The 12,929-nt window shown below is 62.8% G+C and carries 10 protein-coding genes and 1 pseudogene; 6 read left to right on the top strand and 5 right to left on the bottom strand.

Going from position 1 to position 12,929, the window contains the following annotated elements; translation table 11 throughout:
• Positions 1 to 47: 47 nt before the first annotated feature.
• The 6 genes from pth to ABUA09_RS13810 all read left to right on the top strand — a co-directional run bounded on the left by pth (position 48) and on the right by ABUA09_RS13810 (position 7,823).
• Positions 48 to 641: an aminoacyl-tRNA hydrolase gene (gene pth, locus ABUA09_RS13835; protein WP_033118293.1), complete on the top strand. Its 594-nt coding sequence runs from the start codon at positions 48 to 50 to the stop codon at positions 639 to 641.
• Positions 642 to 685: 44 nt separating this feature from the next.
• Positions 686 to 1,141: a hypothetical protein gene (locus tag ABUA09_RS13830; RefSeq protein WP_349949431.1), complete on the top strand. Its 456-nt coding sequence runs from the start codon at positions 686 to 688 to the stop codon at positions 1,139 to 1,141.
• Positions 1,142 to 1,400: 259 nt separating this feature from the next.
• The gene (gene mfd / locus ABUA09_RS13825) at positions 1,401 to 4,910 is read left to right on the top strand and encodes a transcription-repair coupling factor (protein WP_349949430.1); all 3,510 of its coding nucleotides are present in this window, start codon (positions 1,401 to 1,403) and stop codon (positions 4,908 to 4,910) included.
• A 296-nt stretch (positions 4,911 to 5,206) separates the two neighbouring features.
• Positions 5,207 to 6,391 (top strand): acetyl-CoA C-acetyltransferase, encoded by a 1,185-nt coding sequence (locus ABUA09_RS13820; RefSeq protein WP_033118289.1) that lies wholly within the window; start codon positions 5,207 to 5,209, stop codon positions 6,389 to 6,391.
• Positions 6,392 to 6,474: 83 nt separating this feature from the next.
• Positions 6,475 to 7,161, top strand: a complete 687-nt coding sequence (locus ABUA09_RS13815) for a CoA transferase subunit A (protein WP_075704821.1) — start codon at positions 6,475 to 6,477, stop codon at positions 7,159 to 7,161.
• Positions 7,161 to 7,823, top strand: coding sequence for a 3-oxoacid CoA-transferase subunit B (locus tag ABUA09_RS13810; RefSeq protein ID WP_033118288.1), 663 nt, complete (start codon positions 7,161 to 7,163; stop codon positions 7,821 to 7,823). The genes ABUA09_RS13815 and ABUA09_RS13810 overlap by 1 nt, the downstream gene beginning before the upstream one ends.
• A 105-nt stretch (positions 7,824 to 7,928) precedes the next feature.
• Here the strand turns inward: ABUA09_RS13810 and xdhC are convergent, their stop codons facing one another.
• The 5 genes and pseudogenes from xdhC to ABUA09_RS13785 all read right to left on the bottom strand — a co-directional run.
• On the bottom strand, positions 7,929 to 8,423 hold the full coding sequence (gene xdhC, locus ABUA09_RS13805) for a xanthine dehydrogenase subunit XdhC (protein ID WP_033118287.1): 495 nt from the start codon (positions 8,421 to 8,423) through the stop codon (positions 7,929 to 7,931).
• On the bottom strand, positions 8,420 to 9,301 hold the full coding sequence (gene xdhB, locus ABUA09_RS13800) for a xanthine dehydrogenase subunit XdhB (RefSeq protein ID WP_208319959.1): 882 nt from the start codon (positions 9,299 to 9,301) through the stop codon (positions 8,420 to 8,422). The genes xdhC and xdhB overlap by 4 nt, the downstream gene beginning before the upstream one ends.
• A gap of 3 nt (positions 9,302 to 9,304) precedes the next feature.
• Positions 9,305 to 11,623: a xanthine dehydrogenase subunit XdhA gene (gene xdhA / locus ABUA09_RS13795; protein WP_279203173.1), complete on the bottom strand. Its 2,319-nt coding sequence runs from the start codon at positions 11,621 to 11,623 to the stop codon at positions 9,305 to 9,307.
• Between the two features lie 85 nt (positions 11,624 to 11,708).
• Complete coding sequence (arcC, locus tag ABUA09_RS13790; protein WP_033118284.1) at positions 11,709 to 12,641, bottom strand: carbamate kinase; 933 nt, start codon at positions 12,639 to 12,641, stop codon at positions 11,709 to 11,711.
• Between the two features lie 66 nt (positions 12,642 to 12,707).
• Positions 12,708 to 12,929, bottom strand: a pseudogene (locus ABUA09_RS13785) (knotted carbamoyltransferase YgeW); the annotation flags it as partial.

Genomic DNA, 12,929 nt, shown 5'->3' with positions numbered 1-12,929 from the left:
CCTCCCCTTGCTGGGCCGCTTCTTATCCAGATCATCGAGGTGAAACCATGTTCTTCTCCCCAAAGAGCGGCGGTGTGGACTGGCTGCTGGTCTGCCTGGGCAATCCTGGCGACCAGTACGAGAATACCCGCCATAACGCGGGTTTTATGGTGGCCGACGAGCTGGCGGACCGCCTGAACGTACCCGTTCAGCGCCTGAAGTTCCGCGCCCTCACCAACACGGTGACGCTGGGCGGCCGGAAGGTCCTGCTCATGAAGCCTATGACCTACATGAATCTCTCCGGCGAAGCGGTACACGAGGCCGCTTCCTTTTACAAGATCCCTCCGGAGCGGGTCCTGGTGGTCTCCGACGAGGTGGCCCTTCCCCCTGGAAAGATCCGGGTCCGAAAAAACGGCAGTGCCGGCGGCCACAACGGCCTGAAAAACATCATTGCCCACCTTGGCACCGACCAGTTTCCCCGGGTTCGGGTGGGGGTGGGCCAGAAGCCCCACCCCGCCTGTGATATGGCCGACTGGGTCCTGGGAAAGTTCCAGGGCGAGGACAAAAAAGCGGTGGAAGCTGCGGTGAAGCGCGCCGCCGACGCAGTGGAATGCCTCATCGAACGGGGCCCCGAGGAGGCCATGAACCGCTACAACGGCTGATGGGGCCTTCTCCCCGGCCGCTCTGATTCTGAGGAGGGTCCGGCATGGGAAATTGGGCGAATCTATTCCACATGCACCGCACCGCCCACAGCGGCGAACGCGCCATGCGGCATCTGAAAGAGGACTGCGACCCGGGACCGCTGCTGGATGTCTCCCGCAGGACCATGGCCGACGCCGGACTGACCGTCTCCTCTCCCCAGCTCTACTTCCTCCATGCCCTCAATCTGGCGGATGTCAGCATGGATATGGGGGAGGAGAGCACTGCGCTCTCCCTCCTGTGCCGGATGGAGCCCGATGCCGTCTTTCCCAACCATGCCTTGGTCCGTGCCGCCTTATTGGTATGCCCTGAGCTGCGCCCTCGCCGGCGTCGAACTCTGGCAGGAGGCGGCGGAAGACCACAACCGGGCCGCGGAATCCTTCCGCCATGGACCTATGAGCGGGGAAAATCGTTTTTCCCTCCAGTGGAACCTCTGTCTCAACGGTCTGCTGCTCCGGTTTGACCAGGAAGAGCGTGTCGGCCTGGAGGCTGACCTGCTCTCCCCGATGGCTCCCGCTCCCGACCGCTACACTTCCGTATGAGTCCGTCTGTTGCTGGGCCGCCTCTGCCTGAAATGCGGGCCGGTCGGAGGAGGCCCGCCCCCATCTGGAATACGCCGCCGCCCACGGTGGGTGGCTCCACCACCGCGCCGACGCGGAAGCACTGCTCCGCAGCTCCGCGCCGGTCGCCGGAGAAACCTGATCCAAGGAGTACCGCCTGTTATGAATCAATTGCTCTCGATCTTATCCCAGGTCCCGGAATTTTCCCAGCTTCTGGCGGCCATCGACTCCGGCGGGTGTCCCGCGGCCGTCACAGGGCTGGCGGCGGTCCACCGCGCCCATTTTGCCGCCGGCATCCGGGCTAATACCGGGCGTCCGGTGGTCCTTCTGTGCGCCGACGAGACCGAGGCCGCCCGTCTGGGGGAGGACCTGGCCGCTCTGACCGGGGAGACGGTCCTTCGGCTGCCCGCCAGGGAGTTTACCTTCCACAACGCCGCCGTGGTCTCCCGCCAGTGGGAGCACCGGCGGCTCTCCGTTCTCCGGGCCATGTCCACCGGGCGGGCGCCGCTGGTCGTGGCCACTGTGGATGCCCTCCTCCAGCGGACCCTCCCGAAAACACTGCTGTCCCAGGCGGCACAGACCCTGCGCGTGGGGGAGGTCCATGACCTGCCGGAGCTGGCCGAACGCCTTGCCGCCGCGGGATATGCCCGCTGTGAGCAGGTGGAGGGCGCGGGCCAGTTTGCTCTGCGGGGCGGTATTCTGGACTTTTTCTCCCCTGCTTACGACCGGCCTGTCCGATGCGAATTTTTTGGAGATGAGATCGACTCCATGGGTCTGTTTGACCCCTCCAGTCAGCGCAGGACGGAAAACCGGGAGGAGGCGGAGATTCTTCCGGTGGCAGAAGTCCTCCCTCAGTTTGCCCCCGGAGGCTATCCCGGGCTCCTGGAGTCCATGGACCAGCTCATTTCCCGGGTAAAACGGGCCAAACACCCACAGCCGGAGCTTCTCGCCACCCTGGTCGAGGACCGGGACCGCCTGGAGGCGGGGGGCTCCTTTCCCGCCGTGGACCGGTACATCGCCCTTATTTATCCTCAGATGTCCACAGCAGTCGACTATCTCCCCGAGGACGCCGTGGTCTGCCTCTCTGAAAGTCCCCGCGTGGCGGAGCGGGCCAGGAACTACCAGTGGCGGCTGGAGGAGGACGCCAAGACCCTGATGGAGTCCGGCCTCCTCCCTGGGGAGCTGGCCGCCTTCTCCCGCACCATGGACGACCTGTCCCACGGGCTTTCCGACTACCCCGTGGTCTTTCTGGACACCTTTTCCTCGTCCTCCTACCCCCTGCGTCCCAGATCGCTTCTGGACGTGATGGCCAAACAGCTCCCCTCCTACGGCGCGAGCCCGGAGACCGCCGCCGCCGACCTGGAGCACTACCAGTCCGTGGGCTTCCGGTCCATCGCCCTGGCCGCCGGCGAGCAGCGCTGTCTGAACCTCCAGTCGCTGCTGCGGGAGCGGAAGGTCCGCTCCGCCGTGGACTTCGCCCTCCACGATCTGCCCGCGCCCGGCAAGACGGTCATCTGCGTGGGGGGCCTCTCCGCCGGCTTTGAGTATCCGGACGCCAGACTGGCCGTACTTACCGAAGGGCGGGCCGCCCCCGTCAAAAAGCCGAAAAGCAGGAAGGCATCCAACCGCCAGAAGCTGGACTCCTATGCCGACCTCTCCCCCGGCGATCTGGTGGTCCATGAGCACCATGGCATCGGCCGGTATGTGGGCATGGTAAAAATGTCCGCCGACGGCGTGCAGAAAGACTATGTAAAAATCGCCTATGCCGGGTCCGATATTCTTTATGTGCCCGCCACCCAGCTCGACCTGGTGTCCAAGTACATCGGCTCCGGCGATGACACCGAGCATAAAAAGCTTTCCAAGCTTGGGGGCACCGACTGGGAAAAGGCCAAGACCCGGGCGCGGAAGGCGGTCCAGGACCTGGCCAAGGGGCTCATCCAGCTCTACGCGGAGCGGGAGCGCATGCCCGGCTATGCCTTCTCGCCCGACTCCCCTTGGATGAAGGAGTTCGAGGATCAGTTCGAGTACGCTGAGACCGACGACCAGCTCCGATGCATCGAGGAGATCAAACGCGATATGGAGACGCCCAAGCCCATGGACCGGCTTCTCTGCGGGGATGTGGGCTACGGCAAGACGGAGGTGGCCTTCCGTGCCATCATGAAATGTGTGCTGGACGGCAAACAGGCGGCCATCCTGGCCCCCACCACCGTGCTGGCCCGGCAGCACCTTCTCACCGCCAAACGCCGCTTTGCGCAGTTCCCCGTGGAGATCGATGTGGTGAGCCGCTTTCGTACACCGGCCCAGATGAAGGCCACGCTGATGAACGTGCAGTCCGGAAAGGTGGACCTGCTCATCGGGACCCACCGCCTTTTCAATAAGGATGTCCACTTTAAGGACCTGGGGCTGCTGGTGGTGGATGAGGAGCAGCGGTTCGGCGTCCAGCACAAAGAGAAGCTCAAGGAGCTCTCCAAGCAGGTGGACGTGCTTACACTCTCCGCCACCCCCATTCCCCGCACGCTGAACATGGCCCTCTCCGGTATCCGTGACATGTCTACCCTGGAGGAGCCGCCCCAGGACCGCCAACCGGTCCAGACCTATGTGCTTGAGCACGACTGGTCCGTGCTGGGCGACGCCATGAGCCGCGAGCTGGAGCGGGGCGGCCAGGTGTACTATCTCCACAACCGTGTGGAGACCATCGAGCGCACGGCGGCCCGTATCCAGGCCATGCTGCCTGATGCAGGCATCGCCATCGCCCATGGCCGCATGACCCAGGAAGAGATCAACGATGTCATGAGCCGGATGACCGACGGCGAGGTGGACATTCTCGTGTGTACCACCATCATCGAAACCGGTATCGATATCCCCAACGCCAATACGCTCATCATAGAGGATGCGGACAGGATGGGGCTTGCCCAGCTCCACCAGCTCCGGGGTCGGGTAGGGCGCTCCGCCCGTCGCGCCTTCGCCTATATGACCTACCGCCAGGGCAAAGTGCTCACCGAGGTCCAGGCCAAGCGCCTTTCTGCCATCCGGGAGTTCGCCGAATTCGGCTCTGGGTTCAAAATCGCCATGCGGGACCTGGAGATCCGGGGCGCGGGTAACGTGCTGGGTCCCGAGCAGTCCGGCTTCCTGGTCAGCGTGGGCTATGATATGTACCTGAAGCTTTTGGAGGAGGCGGTCCTGGAACAGAGGGGCGAGACGCCCAAGGTCCAGGCCGAATGCGCCGCCGATCTGGCGGTGGCCGCCTCTATCCCGGATCGATATGTCCCCTCGCCGGAACAGCGCATGGACCTCTACCGCCGCATCGCCCGTATCCGCAGCGAAGAGGAGGCCGACGACCTGGTGGATGAGCTCATCGACCGCTACGGAGATCCCCCGCGGACCGTAAACAATCTCATCTCCGTGGCGCTGCTCCGCGCCGCCGCTGCCGGCTGCGGCATTACAGAGATCGCCCAGAAAGGGGAACGCCTGAACTTCACGCTGGCCCAGGTGGATTTCGCCAAGGTCTCCTCTCTGTGCGGTGGAGCGGCCTACCGGGGCCGCCTTCTCTTCTCCGCCGGGGAAAATCCCTACCTGGCCCTCAAGGTGCGTAAGGGAGAGGACGCGCTGAAACTGGCCGCCCGGTTGGTGGAGGAGTACAGGGCCACACCGCTCCCTTCCCCCGCAAAATAGCCCTTGCCGCCTGACGCTCCGATCCCGCGGCCTCCAAGTTGCCTTTATATTGGTAATACCAATTCGAGCCTATATGCAGACAATCTCTTTGTTTTCTCTCATCTGGTTCCGCTGATCAGAACATCCGGCAATTAAGTTCCGCGATATACCACAAAGTATAAAAAAACCTTAACTTATACACAAACAATTCTCAAAGGTCCCGTTGCTTTTTATGGGACAATCATATATAATAAACCACGAAGCATAAGGATGGGAAAGCAAAATACAAAAATACTTAATTTATGGAGGTTAGTCCCATGAGAGAAGTCTATGTTGTGAACTGCTGCCGTACCGCTGTCGGCTCGTTCGGCGGGTCCTTGAAGGACGTTCCGGCTCCCGAGATGGGTGCCATTGTCATCAAGGAAGCGCTCAAGCGCGCCAATGTTGCCCCCGAGAATGTGGATGAGGTCATGTTTGGCTGCATTCTGACCGCCGGCCTGGGCCAGAACGTGGCCCGCCAGGCCTCCCTCAAGGCCGGGATTCCCATTGAGGTCCCCGCCTACACCGTGGGCATGGTCTGCGGCTCCGGCATGAAGAGCGTCATTGAGGGTGCCCGCTCCATTGTCGCCGGTGATGCCGACATCATCGTGGCCGGCGGCACCGAGAACATGTCCGCGGCCCCCTACTCCATCCCCGCCGCCCGCTGGGGCGCCCGGATGAACAACAACAAGATCATCGACACCATGGTGAACGACGGTCTGACCGACGCCTTCAATAATTATCACATGGGCATCACCGCCGAGAATGTCTGCGATCAGTGGGGCATCACCCGCGAGGAGCTGGATGAGTTCGCCTACAACTCTCAGAAGAAGGCCGCCGCCGCCCGTGACTCCGGCCGCTTCAACGACGAGATCGTGCCTGTGCCCGTGAAGGTGAAGAAGGAGATCGTGGAGTTCAAGACCGACGAGTTCATTAAGGGCGACGTCTCCCTGGAGAAGATGGCCAAGCTGAAGCCCGCCTTCAAGCCCGACGGCGGCCGCGTGACCGCCGCCAACGCCTCTGGTATCAACGACGGCGCCGCCGCCATTGTTCTGGCCTCCAAGGAGGCCGTGGAGAAGTATGGCCTGAAGCCCATGTTCAAGCTGATCGGCTGGGGCCAGGGCGGCGTGGACCCGAAGATCATGGGCGTGGGCCCTGTGCCCGCCTCCAAGAACGCCATGGCAAAGGCCGGCGTGACCATCGAGGACATCGACCTGGTGGAAGCCAACGAGGCTTTTGCCGCCCAGTCCGTGGCGGTTGCCCGTGAGCTGAAATTCGACATGAGCAAGGTCAACGTCAACGGCGGTGCCATCGCCATCGGCCACCCTGTCGGCGCTTCCGGCGCCCGGATTATCGTCACCCTGCTCCACGAGATGCTCAAGCGCGACGACGCCAAGAAGGGCCTCGCCACCCTCTGCATCGGCGGCGGCATGGGCGTTGCCACCATCTTTGAAAAGTGCTAAAATAAGCTTGCGGTTCTTCGGCGGGCGGGCAGAGTCCGTCCGCCGAAGTCAGCATAGAAACAATTTTAGGAGGGAACGTAACAGTGGCAAAAATTATTTCTGTTGAGGAAGCCATCGCCATGATCCCCGATGGGGCTACCATCATGTTCGGCGGCTTCCTGGGCTGCGGCAGCGCTCACCATATCATCGATGCCCTGTCCAAAAGTGGCAAGAAGGACTTCACCATCATTGGCAACGACTGCGGCATGGCCACCGGCCCCAACGGCGACCTGTACGGCATGGCCAAACTAGTACACAACCACCAAGTCAAGCGCGTCATCGCCACCCATGTGGGCATGACTCCCGACGTGGGCACTCAGAACATGGTGGACAAGACCCTCACCGTGGACTTGGTCCCCCAGGGCTCTCTGGCCGAGATGATCCGTGCCGGCGGCGCGGGCCTGGGCGGCGTGCTCACCCCCACCGGCGTGGGTACCATCGTGGAGGACTCCCCTCTCTGCCTGGGCAAGCAGACCATCGACGGCAAGGAGTACCTGCTCATGAAGGCCTTGAAGGCCGACTTTGCTCTGGTCAACGCCCATTTCGTCGACAAGGCCGGCAACATGTGGTACAAGGGCACCACCCGCAACTTCAACACTGTAGCCGCCACCGCCGCTGACATCGTTATCGCCGAGGCCGATCACGTGGTCGAGATCGGCGACATCGAGCCTGAGAACGTTGTCACCCCCGGCGCCTACATCAAATACATCGTGGATGGAGGGAAGCTGTAATGGAAAAGTCTGAGATCAAGGGCTTTATCGCCAAGCGTGTTGCCAAGGAGCTCAAGGACGGCGACGTGGTGAATCTGGGCATCGGCCTGCCCACCCTGGTCCCCGCCTACCTGCCCGAGGGCGTACATGTGATTCTTCAGTCTGAGAACGGCATCATCGGCACCGGCGCCAAACCCACCGGCGCCGACGCTGAACCCGCCTACAAGACCGATGCCGGCGGCTCTCCCGCTCAGGCTGCCAAGGGCGGCTGTTACATCGATTCCGCCACCTCCTTTGCCTTTATCCGCGGCGGCCATGTGAACGCCACCATCCTGGGCGGTCTGGAGGTCGATCAGGAGGGCTCTCTGTCCAACTGGATCATCCCCGGCAAGAAGATGCCTGGTATGGGCGGCGCCATGGACCTGCTGGTGGGCGCCAAGGAAGTCATCGTGGCCATGGAGCACACCGCCAAGGGCAACCCCAAAATCCTGAAGAAGTGCACCCTGCCCTATACCGCCGTGCACTGTGTCACCAAGATCATCACCGAGATGTGCGTATTCAATGTGACCAAGGACGGCCTGGTGATGACCGAGATCAACCCTGAGTTCACGGTAGATGATGTGAAGGCCGCTACCGCCGCGGACTTCACTGTGGCCGAGGACCTCAAGGATATGACCGCCTGAGTTTTTCTTATCAAGATTCCCCGGACATCTGTCCGGGGAATCTTTTTTCTCCCCGCCCGGCCCTATTAAAAAGGAGCAGCCCGCCGTATGGCGGGCTGCTCCTTTTTAACTCTGTTTCTCCCCCACGTAGCCGTTGCAGACGTTGACCGCCTTCTCCACGGCGTTGAGGATGTTCTGATAGCCGGTGCAGCGGCACAGATGGCCGGAGATCAGCTTTCGGAGCTCCTCCCGTGTGTACGTTCGCCCTGTTCCCACAATCTCCACAGCGGAGAGAATGATGCCCGGGGTGCAGAAGCCGCACTGGACGGCGGCCTCCTCGATAAACGCCTTCTGGATCTCGGTAAGCTCCCCATTTTCCCCCTGGAGTCCTTCCACAGTCAGGATGTGTTTTCCCTCCGCCCAACAGGTGAGATAGATGCAGGAGTCGATGGCCACGCCGTCCACCAGAACAGTACAAGCCCCGCACTCCCCTACCTCGCAGCCCCGCTTGACGCTGGTAAGGCCCAACCGGTCCCGCAGGGTGTCCAGCAGGGACTCCCGCAGGTCGTACCCCACCTCCACCGGCCTTCCGTTGACGGTGCAGTGCAGAATTTCCATCATAGCTGCGCCCCTCCCTTCCGGGCCGCCTCCAGCAGGGCCCGCCCGGACAGTTCCCGGATGAGCTGGAGGCGAAATTCCCTGGAGGCCCGCCAGCTGGTCCGTGGGCTGACGTCCTCCAGCGCCAGGCTTCCAAGCCGCGCAGCCGCTTCCGATACGGGGAGGCCGCGGACCCCCTCCTCCGCCGTCCGGGCACGGATGGGCGTCGGCGCGGCCACGCCAAAGGCGAGGCGCACATCCTCACAGATCCTCTTGTCTGCGGAAAGCCGGACCAGACAGGAGACCCCCAGTGTGGCGATGTCCATGGCGTTGCGCTGGGCGTATTTGATATAGTGTCCGCTCCAGCCGTCATAATTTTCTTTTGGGATCACAATTCTGCACAGGAGCTCGGCGGGGCCGAGGTCCACTTTGCCCACCCCCTGATACCACTGGGAAATGGGCACAATCCGCCAGCCCGCGGGGCCCCGCAGGTGCATCCGGACGTCCAGGGCCATAAGGGTGGGGGCCGAGTCGGCAGAGGTGACGCCGTTACAGACGTTGCCGCCGATGGTCCCCACTGCCCGGAGCTGGGGTCCGCCGGCCAAATCGGTGGCCTCCCCCAGCACGGAGACCCTCTCCTGAATGATCTCGCTGCCGGTGACGCCCCGGAAGGTGGTCAGAGGTCCCACGGCGATATCGCCGTTTTCCAGCAGCGTCACCCCCTCCAGCTCCTCCCGCAGTCCGTGGATGGACACCAGACGGCTGTCGGCTAGCTTTCCCTCCCGGATCTTGATGAGCACATCGGAGCCGCCCGCGATGACAACGGCCGACGGGTCCTTTTGCAGCGCCGAAATGGCGTCCTCCACGGATACGGCCCGGTAAATGGATTGAATATCGTACACGGCTCAATCCCCCACTTTCTCGATGAGTCCCGCCTCCGTAAAGGCCTCCACCAGCCGCTGCGGATTCATGGGCAGGCGGCGGAGGCCCACGCCGGTGGCCTGGAGCACGGCGTTTCGGATCGCGCCGGCCACAGGAATGGCCGGCGGCTCTCCCAGGGATTTGTTCCCAAAGGGCCCCGAGGGGTCGTCGGTCTCCACGAAGAGGGCGTGGAGCTCCGGGTGGTCCATCGCGGTGGGCAGCTTATAGTCCAGCAGATTGCCGTTGAGGAGGCGGCCCTTGTCATCGTACTTCATCTCCTCTGAGAGGGCATATCCCATCCCCATGCTCATGCCGCCGTGCACCTGTGCCTCGGCCAGCTTGGGATTGATGAGCCTTCCGGAATCGTGAACATTCACGATGCGGAGCACCCGCACCTTGCCCACCGGGATGTCCACCTCCACCTCGGCAAAGCAGCAGCCGAAGGAAAAGGTATTGTTCTTGCACTGGACGGTGGCCTCAGCGGTGATGTGGACACAGTGCTGCAGAGAGTAAAAGGCCTCCATCGCCAGGTCCGCCATGCGCAGCACAGGCGCGCCGCTGACTGTGGACACCACATCCCGGCCCCGGATGTCCAGATTGCCCGGGTCCAGATCGGTGAGCTCGGCTGCATAGTCCAGTACCTTGTCCCGGAAGATATCTCCCGCCCTTTTGATGGCCTTACCGGTGACATAGGTCTGCCGGGATGCATAGGCACCGGTGTCAAAGGGCGCCGTGTCGGTGTCCTGGAAAGAGACGATATGTACATCCTCGGTGGGGATGCCCACGGCCTGCGCGCACATCTGGGAAAAGACGGTGTCGCCCCCCTGTCCGATCTCCGTGGCCCCGAGCTGGAGCTGCACGGTACCGTCCTGGTTGAGGATGATCCGGGCCGACGAGGTCTCCAGGGAGATGGGCCACACGCCGGTCTTATAGGAAAAGACCGCCATGCCCACACCCCGGCGGATGGCTCCGGTCTCATGGGCATATTTCTCCCGCAGCTCCCTCCACCTGATGAAATCCGCACCCTTCCGGATGCAGTCCCGGAGTCCGGTGGAGTGGCACGTGATGCCGTTGGTGGGGTCCACGTAGCCCAGCGGCATACTGTTTTTCAGCCGGAATTCCAGCGGATCCCACCCCATCTCCCGGGCGATGTCGTCCATCATGCACTCGCCGGCAAAATTGCACTGCGGGATGCCATAGCCCCGCATGGCGCCGGTAGAGCCCAGATTGGTGTACACCGTCCATGCCTCGGAGCGGTGGGCCAGGACATCGGGATAGGTCTGGCGGAAACCGGTGACGGCATTGGCCACGATGGCATGGCCGTGGGAGGCGTATCCCCCCTGATTGGAGACCGCCCGGCACTCCCGGGCCATAAGGCGCATATCCGGCCCCACGGCGGCCTTCAGGTCGAAGTGGATGGGATGGCGGGAGCGGGTATTTTGAAAGGTCTCCTCCCGGGTGCACTCCAGTTTCACCGGCCGGCCGCCCACCTGGGTGGTGATCCAGGCATTGAGAGGTTCGTAGAGTACCTCCTGTTTATTCCCGAACCCGCCGCCGATATAGGGCTTGATGACCCGTATGTTGCCCCAGCCGATGCCCAGGGCCTGGCCGATGACGCGGCGGACGATATGGGGGATCTGGGTGGAGGACACCACCACGATGCGCCCGGCTTCCATATAGGCGTAAGACACCGGGTTCTCGATGTGGCAGTGCTGAACGGCCTGGGTGTCGAAGTGGTCCTCGAAGACCCGGTAGGCGGGATCGGCAAAGACCTCATCCACATCCTTTACCGCCGCGCCCGGGGTGATCACGTTGAACAGAGTGTGCTTCAAGACATTGTCCGGGTGCTCCTCGTGGATGGGAAGGGCCCCCTCCGCCATCGCCTGTTCCGGCGTGGTGCAAACGGGGTACTCCTCATACTCCACCCGGATGGCCTCCAGCCCCCGCTGCGCTGCCAGCTCATTTTCCGCTACCACTACGGCGATGTCGTCCCCATAGATGCGTACCCGGGTGGCCAGCAGCTTTCGGTCGGCCACGTCCTGGTGTGCCTCCTCCACACTCCAGGGATGGCCCGGCGTGGGATACTGGATGTCGGGCACATCAAAACAGGTGAGCACCTTCACCACGCCGGGGACCGCCTGGGCTTCTGAAATGTCCATGGATCTGACCACGCCGTTTGCAATGGTGCTGTGGAGGATTCTGGCCACAAGGATGGCCTCACCGTGGAGATCGTCCGTATACTTGGCCCGCCCCGTCACCTTGTCAAAGGCGTCTACGCGAGTCAGACTTCTGCCAACTTCCACAAAACACACCTCCTTTTAAAGGTAATATAACACAGTTTTGTCCAAAAAGAAAGGGGGCGTCCAGCCCCCTTTTCAATGGGTCCCATCAGCCGATGATGGTCCCGGTCTGACCCCGCATCCCGTCCAGCGCCTTCTCCAACTGGGTGATCAGGGTCTGCCGGCCGGGGCTCGACTTGGCGAACGCCACAGCGGCCTCCACCTTGGGCAGCATGGAACCGGGGGCAAACTGTCCTTCCGCGATGTATTTTTCCGCCACAGGCACGGTCATATGGGTGAGCCAACGCTGATTGGGCTTTCCAAAGTGGACTGCCACCTTTTCCACGGCGGTGAGGATCATGAGGCAGTCCGCCCCCAGTTCCTCCGCCAGGAGCTCCGCGGTGAAATCCTTGTCTACCACGGCGCCGGCGCCCCGCAGGTGGTTGCCATCCGGCAACACCGGGATGCCGCCTCCGCCGCAGGCGATGACGATCTGTCCCGCATCGGCCAGTGTGCGGATGGTGTCCAGCTCCACCACCCGGCGGGGCCGTGGAGAGGCCACCACCCGGCGCCAGCCCCGCCCGGCATCCTCCATGACCGGATTTCCCCGGCGGCGCATCTCCTCCGCCTCCGCCTGGGTCATAAAGGCTCCGATGGGCTTGGTGGGATGCTGGAAAGCCGGGTCTGCGGGGTCTACCTCCACCTGGGTGAGCACCGTGGCCACGCTGCGGCGAACGCCACGGTTCAGCAGTTCCTCCCGCAGGGCGTTCTGGAGGTCATAGCCGATGTAGCCTTGGCTCATGGCGGTACATACCGAGAGAGGGGCCATGGGGTGGCTGGGGTCCTCCCGGGAGAGCGTGGTCATGGCCATGTTGATCATCCCCACCTGGGGACCGTTGCCGTGGGTAATGACCATCTGATGTCCCTCCTCTAGGAGGTCGGCGATAGTCTTGACGGTGCGCTTTACGGCTTTCATCTGCTCAGGCAGGTTTTCCCCCAGGGCGTTTCCCCCCAGAGCCAGAACAATGCGCTTGGGTTTCATAGGCAATCCCCCTTTCCAGCCTTTCGGCCGCCGCGCGGGCGCTGTCTCTCCCGCGGATATGGGTCCTTACTTCTTCCTCCGGACCCGGCCCCGGCGCTCCAGCTCCCGGAGCATCTCCACGGGCTTTTCACATTGGGCCAGGAAGATCATGGCGGCGATAATATAGGGCTTGAAGCTGGCCTCCCTGTAGAGGGGGGTGCGGTAGCGGTCAAAGACACCGGCCTCCACCTCGCCGTCCACACAGGAGACGCCGTTGATGTCGGCGGGCAGGCAGTGGAGATACAGCGC

This window comes from Intestinimonas sp. RTP31139st1_F5_RTP31139_211217 (assembly GCF_040226735.1).
Lineage (GTDB): Bacteria > Bacillota > Clostridia > Oscillospirales > Oscillospiraceae > Intestinimonas > Intestinimonas butyriciproducens.
Note: the sequence above shows the minus strand (reverse complement) of the source record. Positions and strands in the feature narration are given on the sequence as shown.